Source organism: Paenibacillus sp. PSB04 (genome assembly GCF_025809195.1).
Taxonomy (GTDB): domain Bacteria; phylum Bacillota; class Bacilli; order Paenibacillales; family Paenibacillaceae; genus Paenibacillus_AQ; species Paenibacillus_AQ favisporus.
The window spans coordinates 6,960,316-6,978,659 of the sequence record NZ_CP081301.1; the positions used below are offsets into that span (position 1 = coordinate 6,960,316).

General features: G+C 54.3%; 18 protein-coding genes and 1 pseudogene. 7 read left to right on the forward strand and 12 right to left on the reverse strand.

Going from position 1 to position 18,344, the window contains the following annotated elements; all coding sequences use genetic code 11:
• Positions 1-151 precede the first annotated feature (151 nt).
• The gene (locus K2F33_RS31910; protein WP_076170263.1) at positions 152-1,291 is read left to right on the forward strand and encodes a THUMP domain-containing class I SAM-dependent RNA methyltransferase; all 1,140 of its coding nucleotides are present in this window, start codon (positions 152-154) and stop codon (positions 1,289-1,291) included.
• Positions 1,292-1,418: 127 nt separating this feature from the next.
• Positions 1,419-3,368 carry an LTA synthase family protein gene (locus tag K2F33_RS31915; RefSeq protein WP_263882493.1) on the forward strand — a complete coding sequence of 650 codons (1,950 nt, stop codon included), beginning with the start codon at positions 1,419-1,421 and terminating at the stop codon, positions 3,366-3,368.
• 61 nt (positions 3,369-3,429) lie between these two features.
• On the opposite strand, the gene K2F33_RS31920 is transcribed toward K2F33_RS31915, so the two are convergent.
• The 12 genes and pseudogenes from K2F33_RS31920 to K2F33_RS31975 all read right to left on the reverse strand — a co-directional run bounded on the left by K2F33_RS31920 (position 3,430) and on the right by K2F33_RS31975 (position 11,985).
• Positions 3,430-4,254, reverse strand: coding sequence for an aldo/keto reductase (locus K2F33_RS31920; protein ID WP_089546035.1), 825 nt, complete (start codon positions 4,252-4,254; stop codon positions 3,430-3,432).
• 198 nt (positions 4,255-4,452) lie between these two features.
• Complete coding sequence (locus K2F33_RS31925; RefSeq protein WP_076170265.1) at positions 4,453-4,734, reverse strand: hypothetical protein; 282 nt, start codon at positions 4,732-4,734, stop codon at positions 4,453-4,455.
• Positions 4,735-4,868: 134 nt separating this feature from the next.
• Entirely contained in the window at positions 4,869-5,171 is a 303-nt protein-coding gene (locus K2F33_RS31930; protein WP_076170266.1) for an iron-sulfur cluster assembly accessory protein, read from the reverse strand.
• A 174-nt stretch (positions 5,172-5,345) separates the two neighbouring features.
• Positions 5,346-5,627 (reverse strand): hypothetical protein, encoded by a 282-nt coding sequence (locus K2F33_RS31935; protein WP_212982903.1) that lies wholly within the window; start codon positions 5,625-5,627, stop codon positions 5,346-5,348.
• 168 nt (positions 5,628-5,795) lie between these two features.
• Positions 5,796-6,994, reverse strand: a pseudogene (locus K2F33_RS31940) (M14 family zinc carboxypeptidase).
• 326 nt (positions 6,995-7,320) lie between these two features.
• Positions 7,321-8,133: a glutamate racemase gene (gene racE, locus K2F33_RS31945; protein ID WP_076170743.1), complete on the reverse strand. Its 813-nt coding sequence runs from the start codon at positions 8,131-8,133 to the stop codon at positions 7,321-7,323.
• A gap of 206 nt (positions 8,134-8,339) precedes the next feature.
• Positions 8,340-8,681, reverse strand: coding sequence for a YtxH domain-containing protein (locus tag K2F33_RS31950; protein WP_076170269.1), 342 nt, complete (start codon positions 8,679-8,681; stop codon positions 8,340-8,342).
• Positions 8,682-8,684: 3 nt separating this feature from the next.
• On the reverse strand, positions 8,685-9,149 hold the full coding sequence (locus K2F33_RS31955) for a hypothetical protein (RefSeq protein WP_076170270.1): 465 nt from the start codon (positions 9,147-9,149) through the stop codon (positions 8,685-8,687).
• 185 nt (positions 9,150-9,334) lie between these two features.
• Positions 9,335-9,760: a DUF86 domain-containing protein gene (locus tag K2F33_RS31960; RefSeq protein ID WP_263880553.1), complete on the reverse strand. Its 426-nt coding sequence runs from the start codon at positions 9,758-9,760 to the stop codon at positions 9,335-9,337.
• 155 nt (positions 9,761-9,915) lie between these two features.
• A complete protein-coding gene (locus tag K2F33_RS31965; protein WP_076170272.1) occupies positions 9,916-10,203 on the reverse strand; it encodes a Dabb family protein in 288 nt (95 codons plus the stop codon).
• 88 nt (positions 10,204-10,291) lie between these two features.
• Complete coding sequence (locus K2F33_RS31970) at positions 10,292-10,708, reverse strand: phage holin family protein (protein ID WP_076170273.1); 417 nt, start codon at positions 10,706-10,708, stop codon at positions 10,292-10,294.
• 116 nt (positions 10,709-10,824) lie between these two features.
• Complete coding sequence (locus K2F33_RS31975; RefSeq protein ID WP_076170274.1) at positions 10,825-11,985, reverse strand: polysaccharide deacetylase family protein; 1,161 nt, start codon at positions 11,983-11,985, stop codon at positions 10,825-10,827.
• 313 nt (positions 11,986-12,298) lie between these two features.
• Between K2F33_RS31975 and K2F33_RS31980 the strand changes: the two genes are divergently transcribed.
• From K2F33_RS31980 to K2F33_RS32000, 5 genes are all read left to right on the forward strand, one after another.
• Positions 12,299-12,892, forward strand: coding sequence for a helix-turn-helix domain-containing protein (locus K2F33_RS31980; RefSeq protein ID WP_076170275.1), 594 nt, complete (start codon positions 12,299-12,301; stop codon positions 12,890-12,892).
• Between the two features lie 542 nt (positions 12,893-13,434).
• Entirely contained in the window at positions 13,435-15,591 is a 2,157-nt protein-coding gene (locus K2F33_RS31985; RefSeq protein ID WP_263880554.1) for an ATP-dependent Clp protease ATP-binding subunit, read from the forward strand.
• A gap of 445 nt (positions 15,592-16,036) precedes the next feature.
• A complete protein-coding gene (locus K2F33_RS31990) occupies positions 16,037-16,483 on the forward strand; it encodes a MerR family transcriptional regulator (RefSeq protein WP_145135742.1) in 447 nt (148 codons plus the stop codon).
• Between the two features lie 107 nt (positions 16,484-16,590).
• Positions 16,591-17,808, forward strand: a complete 1,218-nt coding sequence (locus tag K2F33_RS31995) for an MFS transporter (RefSeq protein ID WP_089546024.1) — start codon at positions 16,591-16,593, stop codon at positions 17,806-17,808.
• Positions 17,809-17,820: 12 nt separating this feature from the next.
• On the forward strand, positions 17,821-18,243 hold the full coding sequence (locus tag K2F33_RS32000; protein ID WP_089546023.1) for a universal stress protein: 423 nt from the start codon (positions 17,821-17,823) through the stop codon (positions 18,241-18,243).
• Positions 18,244-18,344: the final 101 nt, after the last annotated feature.

The following is an 18,344-nucleotide window of genomic DNA, read 5'->3' on the forward strand; positions in this document are numbered from 1 at the left end:
CGTAACGAACACAAATGTTTGTGATTGACTTTACATTATCCTATAATGTGAGGATGAACAAAGATCCGCACTCGAACACTGCTGCAGGATCTACCATCATTGTATGAATTTTTACGGTGATCTACAAGAATAATGGAGTTGAACACGCACCATGCCAGAGCTGCAGTTGATTGCAACCGCCCCGATGGGCCTTGAAGCCATCGTCGCGCGCGAGTTGAAGGAATTAGGTTATAACGACGTTCAAGTCGAGAACGGAAGGGTCAATTTTACCGGAGATTACAAAGATATTTGCCGCTGCAACCTGTGGCTCCGGACGTCCGACCGCATCCTCGTCAAAATGGGGGAGTTCCCCGCCAAGACGTTTGACGAATTGTTTGAAGGGACCAAAGCGCTGCCCTGGCAGGACTGGATTCCGGCGAACGGGGAGTTCCCCGTGGAAGGCCGCTCCCACCACTCCCAGCTCAGCAGCGTGCCCGCTTGTCAGGGCATCGTCAAGAAAGCGATCGTTGAAAAGCTGAAACAGAGCTATCATACCGAGTGGTTCCAGGAGAACGGTCCGCGTTATGTCATCGAAGTCAATCTGCTCAAGGACGTGGCGCTGCTGACGCTGGATACGACCGGGCCGGCCCTGCACAAGCGGGGATACCGCAAGCTGGTTACCGAAGCCCCGCTAAAGGAGACAATGGCCGCCGCTTTGCTGCAGATAAGCCGCTGGAATCCGTCGCGGCCGCTGTATGATCCATGCTGCGGCTCCGGCACGATCCTGATCGAAGCGGCCCTCCTCGGCTGGAACATTGCGCCGGGTCTGCGCCGGTCCTTCCCTTCGGAGCACTGGCCGGCCATTCCCGAGGAGCTGTGGAGCGAGGCGCGCGAGGAAGCGTTCGATGCGGTGCAGGACGATGAGCCGCTCCAGCTGACCGGCAGCGACATCGATCCGAAGGCGATCGAAGTCGCCAAAGCAGCCGCCAAGAGCGCAGGCCTCGCTGGCGAGATCGATTTTCAGGTGCTCCCTGCCTCCAAAGCCCATCCGCAAGGGGAATACGGCTGCCTGATTACCAATCCGCCTTACGGGGAGCGGCTCAGCGAGAAGACCGAAGTCGAGAAGCTTGTCCGCACGCTGGGGCATACGGCCAATCAGCTGCCGACGTGGTCCTTCTTTGCCTTAAGCCCGACCAAACAGTTCGAGCATTACTTCGGCCGGAAGGCCGACAAGCGGCGGAAGCTGTTCAACGGCCGCATAGAATGCCAATATTATCAATTCCTGGGGCCTCTTCCGCCCCGCCGTTCGTAACAAACGCTGCCGCTTTGTCAGGAGCTGTCCACTTGGACAGCTCCTATATGGTTTTGGGGTATATCTTATCATGACCTATTTACAACGCTATAGCAGGAGGTTGTCCAATTTGAACTACTCATACAGCATGTCCAGTCACGCTTCAAATGGCGGCTTCGGGCGGTTCTTCCGCTCCCGTTACTTCACATACAGCCTATTTTTGCTGTTCATGATATATAAGCTGCTTCTTTTCCATTTTAAACTTCATATCAGCAAAATCGATTTCAACCCGCTGGACTTTTTTATCGGTCTCGGATCCCTGATCCTCGTATCGTTCTGGACCTTATGGCTTCCCCGGCGCGGACAGCGGATCGCACTTATCGTCGTTAACCTATTGCTTACGGCGCTGATGTACACGGACCTGGTGTACTACCGATATTTTCAGGATCTGGTCACCTTTACGGTGATGATGCAGGCAAGTCAGGTGGACTCCCTCGGGGACAGCATTATGACACTGCTTCATTGGAGCGATCTATGGTTTGCCGCGGATTGGCTGCTGCTGACCGTCATCGCGATATGGAAACCGTCAGGATGGCGAAGTCCGGCACGGGGGGCACTGAATTTTACGGTCGGCAAATCACCATCCCGGAGGGCCGGATTCACTCGCCGCTTCTCATCCGGGATCGCCGCCCTGGTGATCGGCTGCGTCGTAACGTTTGCGCCGCTCAAGTTCTATATCGATTATTACGCTGTCGGCCTCTTTACCGGAAATTGGTGGAACCTTTCGCTTTATAACGTAACCGGGCTGCTCGGTTTTCATGTATACGACGCATACCGCTTCGGTAAAGAGCATTTGGGCCCAAAGCCCGTGCTCGCTTCGGGCGAAGTCGACCATGTGCAGGAATGGTTTGATCATAAAGATACAACGCGTTCGGAGAACGACGCCATGTTCGGCAAGTACAAAGGCAGCAACGTCATGGTCATCCAGACCGAGGCATTCATGAATTTCATGATCGGCAAGCAGATCGGCGGACAGGAAATCACGCCGAACTTCAACCGGCTCATGAAGGAAAGCATGTACTTCAGCCATTATTATCATCAAACCGGCCAGGGCAGAACCTCCGATGCGGATTTCTCGTCCCAGACTTCCCTGCATCCGGTTCCGTACGGTTCGGTTTTCATCCGCTACGCTGACCATCAGTTCAACTCGCTCCCGGCGATCCTGAAGGAGCACGGCTACACGCCAAATGCGTTCCATGCTTATGACGGCAGCTTCTGGAACCGGAATGCGATGTACGAAACCTTGGGCTACGACCGGTTTTTCAGCAAAAAGGATTACGAAATCGATGAGCCTCTCGGCTGGTCGCTTGGGGACAAATCCTTTTTCAAACAGTCCATGGATCAAATTGAGCAGCTTCCGCAGCCGTTCTACTCGTTTCTGATTACGCTCTCCTCCCACCATCCGTTCTCGCTGCCGGACGACGTGCAGGAGCTGAATGTCGGCGAGTTCGACGGAACCGTCTTCGGAGATTACCTGCAGGCGATCCACTATGTGGACGCAGCGCTGGGTCAGTTGGTGGAACGGCTGAAGCAGGACGGCCTTTGGGATCATACCATCCTGTATATCTACGGGGATCATGACAATTCGGTGAAGGACAAAGCGGTCTATGAGAAGTTTCTGGGCAAAAGCCTGACCGATTTGGACATGGAGCAGATCATGAACGAGGTGCCGCTCCTCGTGCATCTGCCGGACGGGGAAGGCGCAGGGGTGTATGACAAGCCTGCCGGACAGCTGGACATGGCGCCATCGCTCCTGCACCTGCTGGGCATTTCCGCCAAGTCCCAGTACATGATGGGAAATGATCTGTTTGACGGCCAAGACCGATTCGTGGTCCTGCGCAGCGGAGCTTATACAGACGGCAAACGGTTTTACATTCCCTCCCAAAGCGGCATGTTCGAGGATGGCAGCTGCTATAGTCTGAAGACCGGCAAAACAGTTGATGTCAGCACTTGCCGTGCCGGCTACGACCGGGCGAAAAAGGAGCTGTACACCTCCGATGAAACCTTGCAGTATGACCTGATCCCTGAGCTCAATTAAAAAGAAAAACCCGGAACTCCTTAAGGAGTCCGGGTTTTTGCTGCTTATATGGAAGAGAATGCTAGAACAGAAGCTTGTCCGGATCGCTGCCGACGCGACGGTTCTGATTAAGGCTGTCGATCTTCTTGATTTCGTCGGACGACAGCTCGAAATCAAAGATGTCCGCATTCTCGCGTATCCGGGAAGGAGTAACCGACTTCGGAATCGTGACGATCTTGTTCTGGAGGTTCCAGCGCAGGATAACCTGAGCCGGCGTTTTGCCGTATTTCTGGGCGATGCCCGCCAGCGTCGAATCATCGGTAAGCTTGCCCTGCATCAGCGGGCTCCACGCTTCGAGCTGGATTCCCTGTGCGCCGCAGAAATCCTGCAGCTCCTGCTGGATCAGCCGCGGGTGCAGCTCCACCTGGTTCACGGCAGGAACCGTCCTGCTGTCCTGCAGCAGGTCCTTTAGATGGTGAACGTGAAAGTTGCTGACGCCGATGGCGCGGATTTGTCCTTCCTCATACAGGCGCTCCATCGCTTTCCACGTATCTTTGAATTTGTCTTTGCCAGGCCAATGAATCAGGTACAAATCGATGACCTCGAGGCCAAGCCGCTTCTGGCTGCCTTCGAAGGCCCGGAGTGTGGAATCATAACCCTGGTCATCGTTCCACACTTTGGTCGTGACGAAAAGCTCGCCTCTCGGAATGCCGCTCTCGGCAATCGCGCGGCCCACTTCTTCCTCGTTGCCATAAACCTTTGCAGTGTCGATGCTTCGGTAGCCGATTTCCAGCGCCAGCTTTACCGCCTTATACACATCGTCCCCTTGGGCTTTGAAGGTGCCTAGCCCAAGCCATGGCATCGTAACTCCGTTATTCAGGATGGTGCAATCGGTAATGTGCTTCATACTCTCACAACCTTCCTTATGAAATAATGAGGAGACTAAAGAAGACAATCCTCATTATAGCATAATCAGGGATGGGCCCCAAAAAAGCCCTTTCAGTATAGTCGGGACTCCCGCTGTATGGATATGACCCGAATCCCGAAGGATGACATGCAAAAAAACCCGCAAAGCGCAGTGCGCTTCACGGGTTCAGACAGGAACCTACGAATTCGATTTCCCTTCCTCGGACGTCAGTGACGCCAAACGGCTCTTCTCCTCGGCCAGCATTTCTTCTGCCAATTCGACGGCTTGACGGTTCTCCGCCAGGCCAGCTTGACGTACGGCTTGTTCCGTATGAGCCAGACGGTTGTGCGCCTGCTCGATCATTTGCCCGGTCGGATGGGACAGAGCCGAGGAAACCGCGTTGTGGAGCTTCTCCACCGCGTTTTGAGCCTGGGATACCGAATTTTGTGATTGCAGACTGGAATCGTAACGTGTTGTCATAAACAGTTGCTCTCCCTTCACTACAAAGTTCCTACCCGTCCTTAGAATGGTATGGAAGGAGCGGAACTATGCAGCAATCCGGGAATCCACCATTTTCCATCAGGTCCCTGCACACAGGTTCGAAATAGAGCGCCTTAGTGATCGCCGTGGTTGCCTTGGGATGGATTGGTGATCACAAAGCCTTCCTGCGGAAAATACAAATAGTCGATTTTGACGCCGTCAAGAAGCGGCTCATTCTTGTCCAGAAGCACATCGATTTCCTTATCGGTGCTGACGATTTCATCCGAATCCTTGGGCTTGTCCATATCCAGGCCGTAGTGCGCATGGTCGCCATGGGCGTGGGTCACGAGCACGCGAAGCTTCAGATCGCGGTTTTCTTCCTTCTCGAGTTCCTTTTTAAGCACCTTGGCCGCATTGCGGGTAATTTTGCATTTCATCGGCTACATCTCCTATAGGTAAGGTCAGTTTTACATACAGTATTGATTGAACTCAAGTTTCGAATTGAACCCCTGTTGTAACAGCTTATCCAAGCTCTTCAACATAAATTTCTTGAGTTCATTCTATTTGTAACTATTGATTGTACAGTATCGGATATAGGATGGCAAGAAGCCTCAGCGCACCGGACCCTTAGGCGGATGAATCGTACCGTTGTCCAGCAGGCCGGGGTATTTTTTATCCATCCGGGAGACAAACCATCCCGTCATCAGCATCGTGACTCCTATATCGTCAATCGGGATAAACGGCATAACGTCGGGCAGTACCCAATACAGCACCACCGGAACGAGAAACAGCAGCTTGTCCATGATGGCCACATGAGGCGAAACCAGGTAGCGCCAAATCCGCGAGAACATGTGGGACCAGCGCCGCAGCGACAGCAGTCTTCTCCATTTCATGCCTTTCCCTCCTCTTCTTGTATACGTGGATTACGGATCCATCTGGACCCGGACGAGCTCTTACGCGAAAAAAGGAAACGATCGCCGGTCTCTACTTAAACCTAACACAGCGTCCGCTCCCTTAATCATATCATACGTAATCTTGCAGAAAATGTTTCAATATTTTTTTCACAATGACATGAGTTCAGCCAGAATCAAACCGACGTCCAGGCTGATTTGATCGTAATCCTCAAGCGGAAGCGGGTTTTTGCCCAACCCGACCTCGACAGTAAAGCCGGGACGGCGGAAATGCTGGATAAACCAATCTTTATAGCCGGCGTCGCTGCCTTCCAGCTTTACGGGACGATAGCCGCTGACCTGGCCCAGGCGGCGGGACCATTCCCGGCTCTCCTTGGGCTCATAGTTGCGGTAATTCCAGTAAATCTCCTGCCCCTGGCTGTGCAGAGATACGGCCGCATCAGGCGACGTTTCCAGCGTAAAGGCCGCCAGCGCGGCCGCTTCCGGCTCCGTCAGCGGAGCGGTACCCGGGTAATCCCGGGGGACGGAGACCGTTTGCCCCGCCTTTGCACCTCTTCCTCCCAATGGGCCGGGAACTGATCGCCCAGGTCCACGCCGTGAATATTGGCCTTCCAATGCCGGAAGTCGCGGCGGCAGCCGTTCCACTCCGTCAGCTGCCTGTAATACGGATGGCCGGGATGAATCCCTTCTTGAACCAGCTCCACGCCGTCCGGATTGACCATCGGGACGACCCAGAGCGTGCACTGCTGGTACCACTGCACGGGATCATAGCCGTTCCAGCGCTCCCCGCATTGCAGACTGCGGACGTATTCCTCGATGAAACGCATGACGGACGGCGTCGTTATCCATTCGTTTGCATGGATGGAAGCGTTCACATGTATATGTTTGCCGCCTTCCCCGATTTTTACATACGGAAGCGGTTTTCCGAGTACGCTCTCTCCAATCGATCCGGTTTCGATCTTAGGATAGAACGCCGCCAACTGCCGGATATCCTCCTTCATCTGACGGTAACCGTATTCTCCCAGAAGCTGGACAATACCCGCCCGTTCGGACGGAGGAAGCACCAGGACGCGCCCTTCGGGAAGAACATGCGGCGAAATGCCGGGATTCATCTCCATGATCGCCTCTTCCCGGGTTTGAAAGGCTGCAGCGATGCGGTCCAGCGTATCGCCCGCCTGAACCTCATACCTTCTGCGCGGAGAAGAGGGAAGGTACAGAATCTGCCCCGGAATTAAATAGGGCTGGTCGGAAGCCCATGGGTTGGCATTGATAATATGACTCGCCGATAACCCCTTGCTTGCGGCGATGCGTCTCAGGGTGTCGCCTTTCTTCACGGTATACTGCTGCATGGCATCGTTCCTTTCCGCGGGACTAGACCGCAGTCATCATCACCATTCGTAACATTGTATGCCCCAGTGAGCTTGGCCCATGCGGTAAAAACGATCCCTTATACCGTGCGTCTTTACGAAACTATTAGTTAAAACATTGAAATCGATGATAAGGGTATGTACGTAAAATGTTCCTACGATCACTCTAAGCCAACCTCAAAGAAGCCAGACTCCATTTAAACGGAGTTGTCACACAATAGGAATGCCGCGACTTCCTTTTCCTTATATCCAAAAAATCCGTAAGTCACCCTGAAGGCGGCTTACGGATTTGAGACCATCCAAAATCCTTATTCATCAAATTTGGAGACCTGCCATACGACCGGCGTCCGCCGGATTTGCTCCCCCAGCCACAGCTTTGCGATCCGTTTAAACATTTCGGGGTCGCCGCTGCAAAAAAACTGATGGACCGGGCTCTCCTCCCGGCTCGCGAGCTGCCCTTGATTATACAGAATAGTGCTGATTTCACGGGCCGTCTCGTTCGCCGAGCTGATCAGCTTGACGCTGCTGCCGATCACTTCCTGGATCGTATCCTTCAAAAAAGGATAATGCGTGCATCCCAAAATCAGACAATCGATGTCGGATTGGCGGATTCCCGCGAGCGACCTTTCCACGATCGCCGTCGTTTCTTCCGAGCGGAATAAGCCCTGCTCCACGAGCGGAACCAGATCCGGACAAGCCTGGCTGACCACCTTGACATAAGGCGACAGCTGCTGAAGCGCGGTGGTATAGGCCCCGCTGCGAATCGTACCGACGGTCCCGATGACGCCCACTTGACCCGTTTTGGTCGCGCTGATGGCGGCTCTGGCTCCGGGATGAATCACCCCGATGACCGGAATCGGCACTTTCCCGGAAATATAGTCCAGCGCCGCAGCTGTCGCCGTATTGCAGGCGATCACGATCGTCTTGGGACTGAATTGGATCAGAAAATCGACGATCTGCTCTGTAAATTTTCTCACTTCATCGGACGAACGGGGTCCGTAAGGGGTGCGGGCGGTGTCTCCAAAATAAATGATTTTTTCCCGTGGGAGCTGTCTCATGACCTCTTTGGCCACGGTGAGCCCGCCCACACCCGAGTCTAAAATTGCGATTGCCTGCTGCACGAACACACCGCTTCCTTCTCGTTTTCTTCTCTCTGTAGCTACCATATGAAAACCGTCAACAAAACGTACCTCATATCTTAACCCATTTCGTTTTTTCGGACAACCGCGGCATCGCACCCGAAAATATGGAAAAACAGGCCCTGCTCCCGGGTGACACCAGGAGTGGGCCTGCGTTTTACGATCCTGAATTCATGCCTGCTTCCAAATTAGTCACGCTTCGCTTCGGCGTCGATCAAATCGAAATCTTCGAACTCATCGGGCTCGCCGGCGGCTTCTTCCGAGAAAGAGGAGATCTGGGCCAATTCGCCGGCTTCTTCCCCGTCAGCCTTGGACTTGCGCCAGGACTGGATATCGGCGATGACGTTGCCTGCGGTATCTTTCACCTTGCCGGCCCATTCCTGGGTTTTGCCGCCAACCGTGCGTGCGCCCTCCGCAATATCCTGACGCAGTTCTTTCCCGGATTTCGGCGCGAGCAGCAGCGCGGTTACCGACCCTACAATACTTCCGACCAATGCGCCCCACAGCAGGCTTTTATTCTTTTCCTTCATATCTCATCTCTCCTTTTCGCTTGATGGCACCGTTCCCGGCGGGTAAGCCTCCTGCTTCCAGGAGTGCCATACCGACAGCCCCACATCCAGCCACCGGAACGCTTCCGCGAGCCGAAGCTCATTGTCGCGGTGGGCTTTCTCCAGGCGCTCCATGGCGGAATCGGTGACGAGCTTCGAAATCGAATCCACCCGCTCCAGCGTGCCGGTTAAAGTTTCGCCAGCCAGCCGCAGCGATGAACTGAACGGTTCGATGTCTTCCACCCGCTCATGCAGAAGCGACAGTGTTGAAGATGCCTGAGTCAGCAGCTCCCTGGATTCTGCAGCCAGCTGTGTCATGTCGGCTCCCGCCTTCCCCAGAACGGATTCCGCCCGCAGCAGTACTCTCCTCAGCGTATGTAGAAGGATCATTGCCACAACAGCGAACATAATAAATCCGCAAGCGATGAGTATATAGCCCCATTCCGCCATGATGTTTCACTCCCTTCGCCCAGCCGGGCTAATGCCTAGTTGATGGTGTATTATAAGCAGGGCGGGGTTGTCTTGACACAAAATGGGCGCTATTTTTTAAAAAAAATCTGCAGAAACACAAAAAGACCCGTCCATTCCCATGGACGGGCCAATAACAACCTATGCCGCTGCGGCGGAGAACCGGATTACGCACCCAGCTCCTGCTTCAAATAATCACGCACCTGCACGGAAAACTGTTCGAGAATGTCCGGCAAAACCGGCGTCAGCTTGTGCAGGCTTCTCCGGTCCCATGCGTAATATTCCTGCACCAACGGTTTGCGGAGACTGACGAGTTCCGCCAGCACGGCAAACACTTCATCGTCAAACACGCGCTCCTCATGCGTAATTTCTACGATATCCTCGTAGCTGCTTGCGTCGCGCATAATAAATCCATCAATTAAGTAGCTGCCGACATCGGTTACAACCTCGATGGCCAAATGCAGCGCCCGTTCCTGAACGAAACCGGACACAATCCCGCCATCCCAATTCACGGCAACCTGCTTCAATGCTTCCACGATGTCCGGAATCGCTTCCAGACGCCGCTGAATTTGTTCCTGGTTCACGTAATACACGGCCTTACCTCCATGATGTGGAAATTTATTTGTCCCGTTTTCCGCGGCGCTTCAGCCAGAATAACATGACAAACAAGGCCGCAATAAATACGATGAGCAGGAATAAGGTCTCCATTGGATATTCTAAATCGCTCATGTCCCATTCTTCCTATTCTTTAGAATTCGTAGTCCACACTCACGGATACGTCTTTCACTTCGTTGATGTGGCGGATCACGATCTGGTGCTCAGGATGAACCTGGTAAGCCTGCAGATCTTCCAGCGATGCAAGCTCTGTCACCAGCGCGATATCAAAAGAACGTTCCGAATGGATGACATCGAGTCCAACCTCAATCGATACGAGCTGCGGGATCTTCCCTTCCATATTGCGGAGGACTGCGGCGGTGCGTTCAATACTTTCCGGTGATCTGTCCTTTAATTTAAAGAAGACGATATGCTTAATCATGGTATCATGCTCCTTGTCCCATTCGAAAAGTGTACTGAGAAAAATATACCATATCCTCCCCCTCAGGGAAAGGAAACATGAAGAACCGTCACAGATCGGGACCGTTACCTTTGTCTTTATTTCGCAAAACGGCGATGAGCTGGCGGATTTTATCCGGCAGGGGCAGGCCAAGCCGTCCGTAATTTTCGGTAATCGATATGAGTTCGTTGGACATGTAAAAATAGATCGCCCCCGTCTTGATGACGTCGCTCCCGCTGCCGATCAGCACGTCCATCTGGTGCGCAAGGACGATGACGAGCAGCATCAGCGCTTTCCGGGTAAGACCCCAGAATCCGACCTGGCTGTCCAAGCCGGATCCTTCCTTGATGGAGGCCAGAACCCCCGTTGCATAGTCGATGAGTATGGTAATCAGAAACACGGTAAGCAGCTGATCCCACCCTCCCAATACAACGGTAAGAATTCCGCCAGCGGCCGCACTGATGCCGTTAACAACCAGATGATTCATCTCACAGCCCCTCCTTTCCTACCATCTCTTATATGAGTATGAAAGGAGAGAGGAATCTGCGCAGCCGGATATCTTCCATCACGGGCCTATTTCATAGATTTGCAGGGCGATTAGTCTTACCGTTTGTCGTTCCAGAAGTTGACCGGCGGCGTGCTGTTGGTCAGCGGCTTGAACGTGTAACCTTCGGCTTTCAGCGCTTTGATCAGCTTGTCCAGAATCGACGTGGTTGCCGTCTGGTCATGGAAGAGCACGATCGGGGTAACCCCTCTCTTCTTCATGGCCTTCACATCTCTCAGCACGTTGTTATAAATCGTCTGCGGATTGCTCTTGTAGCGCCAGTCGTCCGAATCAATGTTCCAATCCCACAGATGGTAGCCGTACGAGGCCGTCAAATCCCGGTAGCTCTGAGTAAAATAAGGCTTGCTTCCATAAGGCGGGCGGATCATTTTCGTATAAACGCCAGCGGCGGCGTGCAGCTTGTCGTTATCGGTGTTCATCTCACCCAGCGCGGACGAAGGTGATGCGTAGAACGTATTTTTCTTGTGGCTCATGCCGTGCAGGCCGGCCCCATGCCCTTCCTTCACGATCCTGCGGACCGCGGACGGATGCGAAGCGATGTTATTTCCCAGCATAAAGAAGGTCGCCTTCACCTGATTTCGGTCCAGCACGTCGAGCAGGCGGGTCGTACCTGCATTCGGACCGTCGTCGAACGTAATGTAGATCACTTTGCTGCCCTGCTGCGCCGTCGTGCCGTTCCCCGTGGAAGGCTTCTGGACAGCGGTCTTCTTATGTTCCTTGATATACGTGCTGTATTTCAGTGCCAGCTGATGGTCCGTCAAGGAGGCGGAGCTGTTCACCGCACGGTACAGCGACTGGGCGGCGTTGTAGGAAATTTGGTAGCCGAACTTGTCGGTCAGCTTCCGCAGGGAGACGAGCGTTCTTCCGTTTTTCAGAATGGCGTCCTTCCCGGGAACCGTCAGGACAAGTGCCTGCTTTCCGCGCGAAATGGTCAGCTTGCCTGCGGCGTACTTCGCCGACGCATTCATCTGGGAAACCGTAGAGGCGACGGGTACAAACAGCGTACCGTTATGTATAAGCGGCTGGGGCTGGTCGTAAGTGATCAGTTTGTCATTGACAGCGACAAAGACGGAAGCCTTGACGGAGGACGCCGTGCTGCCCGCGGCTGTAGCCAGCCCTCCTTCTGCCGAAAGTACAGTGCTAAAAACAAGCAGGAATGATAAGAGCCATTTCGAGTAGTGCAACTTCTTTTTCAACATAATCTACCAACCTTTTTCTCTCGGATTTGGCTAAGATGTCGTAGATACGCGAATCTAGTAATCTAGCACCCTTGCATTGTACCCTTCCCGGCTGGCGAGTTCAATTTCAATTCGGTAACAGTTTGATGACTGAATTGGAAGCATTTTGGGGTTGAAGTGAAAAAATAGTTCCTATTATTCACTTGACAACGGGATACCGTAAATTCCCGGGTCATTCGGCTGAAAACCGGGACCTTGCAGAAACAGGCGATAGCACTATTGAAAACGTAGCCGAAACTATTGTAGAATTTTAAGAAAAATCATCGGAGGAAATATGCCTAAACAACAAGAACCGCATTCCATTCAGGCGTGGTCTCTGATCAATCGCAAATACTTAGGAAAAGGAATCCGCGTCAAACGCTTCCGCAAGCCATCCCGCTGCCAAATCCGCAACCGCGTGCTGCTGGCTGTCCTGATGGCCAACGACATCAAGCTGTCCCAGCTGGCTGAGGACATTTCGGTTTCTTCCCGGAGCGTGAGCGCCTGGGTATATGAAGGACGGATCCCGGGAAAAAAGAATTTGGACAAGGTATGCCAATACCTGGGCTATCCGCATCACATTCTGTTTAATCATACCGTTACATCTACAAGCCCGATCATCTGTCAGCCTTCCTCTTCGCGCTTCATGCGCCGGACGCTGACTCGGTCGCCTGTCAGCAACAAAATACTAACGGGGCTGTGCATGGTTCACGACCTGTCCGTCAGCGACGTCAGCGAATGGATGGACATCCATCCCGGAACGTTCCGGAAATGGCTGCACCAAGGGACGCTGCCGTCAGCCAGCTTTCAAGACCGGGCGGAACAATTTTTCCGCATCCCGAAATTCATTTTGTTTGCCGACTGCATATTGCAGGACGAGGAATCATGACACTTTTGGCTTATTCACCGCATTGATCATACAAGGTACGCCCTGCTGTTACGGAGACATTCCGTACGGCAGGGCTTTTTTCATGCTTCGGGAGGCCCGGGCTTCGGTTATATCGCAATAAAGTTCCGCTAAATGCGTCACACTCTTCGAATGTACATCGATAGACGTTTTTCTTTGCCTTCCAGCCTTTTTTCCGCCTCAAGCACGCCGAAAGGCCGAACCGTTCTTTCTCTCAAACCTTTTTCTATATACTTACGAAAAATAACTGAAAACCTGTTGACATGTGTTCCAAGTGAGGTATAATAAGGTCAAAGAAAGTCAAAGTCAGAGCGAAAGATCAAACTTGTACTGCATGAACAACCTCTTTAGGTGTTTGACTTTCGGTGCAGCCGTCTTTGTCCTGACGGAAGTTCTGACTTTTATCCCTTTATTCCGGCGGCCTGCTCCCGTAAGGCGCGGGCAGCCGTTTTCCTGATTAGGGCATCCAGATGAAGTATTCAAAAATTGATTAATCCATTAACTAACGAAAGGGGCATGCCTTCATGCGCTGTCAACATTGTAATCATAACCAGGCAACCGTAGGTCTGAGCCTCACTGTCAACCATAAATCCGAGAAATTGTTTCTTTGCGAAGATTGCTATGCCAAAGTAAACGGCGGCGTGCCGTTTGCGGCCGGCTTTGGTCCTTCGGGCAGCTATTCTTCTCCGTTGGAAGATTTGTTCCGCGGCTTCATGCAATCCGGCCAGCCGGTATCCGGCGCGGCGCAGCAGCCTCCGAGAGCCGCCGCTCAAGAAGGCGGACGGCGCGGCGGCGGGCTGCTGGACCAGCTCGGACGCAATCTGAACGACGCGGCGCGCGGCGGCAAGATCGACAACGTCATCGGCCGCGATGAAGAGATCGACCGCGTCATCGAAATTTTGAACCGCCGGAACAAGAACAATCCAGTGCTGATCGGCGAACCGGGCGTCGGCAAGACGGCCATCGCCGAAGGGCTGGCGCTGCGCATTACGGAGGGCAGCGTACCAGCGAAGCTGCGGAGCAAGGAAGTCTATTCGCTCGACGTCGCCTCCCTCGTAGCCGGAACCGGCATTCGCGGGCAATTCGAAGAAAAGGTCAAGCAGCTGATCGCCGAGCTGGAGCAGCGTAAAAATGTTCTGCTGTTCATCGACGAGATCCATCTGCTGGTCGGCGCAGGCTCCGCGGAGGGCTCCATGGATGCCGGCAACATCCTGAAGCCGGTGCTGGCACGGGGCGAGCTGCAGGTCATCGGCGCCACGACGCTTAAGGAATACCGTCAGATCGAGAAAGACGCCGCGCTGGAGCGCCGCTTCCAGCCGGTAACCGTCGACGAGCCGACCGCCGAGGAAACGATCGAAATTTTGAAAGGGCTGCGTCCGAAATACGAGCAGTTCCACGGCGTACGCTACCCGGACGAAACGCTTGAAGCGTGCGTGCGTCTGTCCAGCCGCTATATCCAGGACCGATTCCTGCCCGATAAAGCGATCGACCTGCTCGACGAATCGGGCGCCAAGCTGAATCTGCGGGCTCCGGTCGGCAGTGCGGACGAGATCCGCGCCCGTCTGGAACAGATCACAATCGAGAAAGACGCGGCCGCCCGCGATGAAAACTACGAGCTCGCCGCCAAGCTGCGCGACGAGGAAGCCGAATTGCAGCAGCGTCTGAACGGGAATGCCGCTGCCGGAGAGGTCCTCGAAGTAACTGTCGAGGATATCCAGAACATCATCGAGCGTAAAACCGGCATCCCGGTCGGCAAGCTGCAGGCGGATGAGCGCGGCAAGATGAAAAATCTGGCCGCCCGCCTCGCAAGCCGCGTCATCGGCCAGGGAGAAGCCGTCGACAAGGTCGCCAAAGCCGTTCGCCGCGGACGCGCCGGACTGCGCAGCGACTCCAAGCCGATTGCGTCCTTCCTGTTCGTCGGGCCGACCGGCGTCGGCAAGACCGAACTGTCCAAGGCGCTGGCCGAAGAACTGTTCGGCAGCACCGATTCGATGATTCGCCTCGACATGAGCGAATACATGGAGCGGCACTCCGTCTCCAAGCTGATCGGTTCGCCACCAGGATACGTCGGTCATGAAGAAGCCGGCCAGCTGACGGAGCGCGTACGCCGCAACCCGTACAGCATTATCCTGCTCGACGAGATCGAGAAGGCGCATCCGGACGTGCAGCATATGTTCCTGCAGGTGCTGGACGACGGCCGTCTGACCGACAGCCAAGGGCGTACGGTAAGCTTCAAGGATACGGTGATCATTATGACTTCTAACGCCGGCACGGCCGCCGATAAGAAAATCATGGTTGGTTTCACCGCCAAATCCGAGCAGACCCGCTCGATTCTTGATTCGCTCGGCAGCTATTTCCGGCCTGAATTCCTGAACCGCTTCGACGGCATCGTACCGTTTGCCTCGCTGAAGGAAGAAGACCTCGTAACGATCGTCGACAATATGCTCAGCGAAGTATCGGCTACCCTGTCGGAGCGCGGCATCTCCCTCGACGTGACCGGCGAAGCGAAACGCAAGCTGGCCGAACTGGGTTACGATCCGGCCTTTGGTGCCCGTCCGCTCCGCCGCGTTATTTCGCAGCATGTGGAAGACGGCATCACCGATTTGCTGCTGGACGACGAAGACGTTAAGGAGATTCGTGTCGAGCTGGTAGCAGACCAAGTTCGTGTCGTTCGCGCTTAACGTCCGCCGAATAGCCAACATTATCAGCCTTAATTTAGAAAGCTGTCCCTCAACCGCTGCGCGGTGTGGGGCAGCTTTTTTTATGTGTACAGACAATCAGGAGTCGCGCACGCGAGTTCGCCACGCTCCCTTCACTGTTCCAGATAACAACTATAAAAGCCCCAGCCCTCTTCTCCCCCTCACCCTCTGAGCAATCCGTGACGCACAGCCACGCCTTTCGACCGTGAAACATAAGGAAATGTTCAACGAAAAAGCCCTTCACCCAGCCACGGACGGACGCCGCACATAAACGGAGAACACCGGGCATACTAAGCCGACAACCGTATTCCGCGATAAATAGGACGTAAGAAATATATTTTCCGTTTCATAAATTTAACGTTGACGTTAACGTTAGTCAGGATTACAATGGGTAATGTTACCCGGGAATCTTTGAGGGAGGAAGGAAATGGATGAATATAAAATCGACGATGTCGCCCGAGAGTGCGGCTTGACGAAGCGAACGATCCGCTATTACGAAGAGATCGGCGTTTTTCCGACCCCTGAACGGAGCGAAGGAGGCACCCGCCTCTATACCCGCGAAGACATCGAGTACTTGAAGAAGATCGTCAATGCCAAAGAAATTCTCGGTTTCAGCCTGCAGGAGCTGGTTTCGTACTTATCCGTATCGGACGCTTACAAGCTGCATCACCAAACTTACCACGACATGACCAGCCGGGCTCATCGGAGGCAGCAATTGACCCATATGAGCGAGATGCTGGAAGAACAGCTTCAAATGCTGCGCACCAAAGTGGAAAAAATGCGCCTTATGCAGCAGGAGCTGGAACAGACGCAGGCGCGGCTGGATGATTTCATCCGCAAATTCGACGAGGAAACCGATTCCCGGGAAAGCTGAAGCCGCTGCACGCGTCTATGCAAGGGCGTCGACAGACGTTTTTTTGTTGTGGAGATTCATGAAAATTTGAAAATACATGATTCATCAAAATGGAGGTAATGTTACTTATGAAAACCAATGCTTCGCAGCCCCTTGAGCTGGAACAGCGCCAAGGCGGGCTGTTGTCCCAGCCGAAGGCGGTATGGGCGATCGCTTTCGCCTGTATCATCTCCTTTATGGGCCTCGGCCTGGTTGACCCGATTCTGCCGGCCATCGCCGAGCAGCTGCACGCATCCAAGAGCCAGGTTTCACTCCTGTTCACGAGCTACAACCTGGTAACCGGCGTAGCGATGCTGATTACCGGCGTCATTTCCAGCCGGATCGGCATCAAGAAGACGCTGCTGACCGGGATGCTGCTCATCGTCATCTTCGCGGCGCTGGGCGGTCTGTCGAACTCCATCGGCGGCATCGTCGGTTTCCGCGGCGGCTGGGGACTCGGCAACGCCCTCTTCATCGCCACCGCACTGTCCGCGATCGTCGGGCTGTCCACGTCCGGCACGGCCAAAGCGATCATTTTGTATGAGGCCGCGCTCGGTCTCGGGATTTCTGTCGGACCGCTGCTGGGCGGCGAGCTGGGCTCCATCTCCTGGCGCGGACCGTTCTTTGGCGTGGCCGTTCTCATGGCCATCGGATTTATTTTCGTTACGTTTATGCTTCCGAACGTGCCCAAGCCGAAAAAAGCCAGCACGCTGGCCGACCCGTTCAAGGCGCTTTCCTATCCGGCGCTGCTGATCCTTGGAATTACAGCATTCCTGTATAACTTCGGCTTCTTCACCCTGATGGCGTACTCGCCGTACGTTATGGACCTGGATGAGCACGGCCTGGGTTATGTCTTCTTCGGGTGGGGCATTCTGCTTGCCTTCACGTCGGTATTTGTCGCTCCGAAGCTGCAGAAGCGCTTCAGCGTCGTGTCGTCCATTGCAGCGGTGCTTACGCTGTTTACGATCGTGCTGCTCATTATGGGCATCGGCACGTATAATCACTCGCCACAAACCGTTATTGTCTGCGTCATCGTGGCCGGGATCTTCCTGGGCATCAACAACACGCTGATCACCACGGCCGTCATGCAGGCCGCTCCGGTGGAGCGCTCCGTCGCTTCCGCGGCATACAGCTTCGTCCGCTTCCTCGGCGGTGCCGTCTCTCCATGGCTCGCCGGCAAGCTGTCCGAGTGGTACCATGCGGAGACTCCGTTCTACTTTGGTGCCGTCATGGTCTTCCTCGGCGTCGTCGCCCTGCTCGTATCCCGCCGCAAGCTTGCCCATGTTGACCGGGCAGAAGGCCATTAAGGAGGTTTACCTATGTACTCACGTATTCTCGTACCCGTCGACGGATCCAAGCATGCCCGGCATGCGCTGGATTCCGCCGTATCGCTTGTGCAGAGCCTGAATACCGCTCCCGAGCTCGTGGTCCTGCACGTCAACCCGACCGTTTCTATCAATGAACCGCCGGTAGGCGTAGATCTGGAGGAGCACATCCGCCAGGAAGGCGAAAAAATACTCGCCCCGGCCACCGAAGAAGCGAGCCGCTCGGGAATCGCCTTCCGCACGGTCAGCAAAACCGGCGATCCGGCCAAGGTCATCTGCCAGACGGCAAAGGAAGAGTCGGCCGACCTGATCGTGATGGGCAGCCGGGGCATGGGCCTTGTCTCGGAAATGCTGATCGGCAGCGTCAGCCACAGCGTCGTCCAGCATGCGCACTGTCCGGTGATGATCGTCCGCTAACCCTCCCCACAAAGTGGAGTGTTTGCTCGATGATAGGGGCAATTACGTAAAAAGTTCCTACGATCGCTCTTGTTCTAACTTATATAATTAAATAAGCCGTC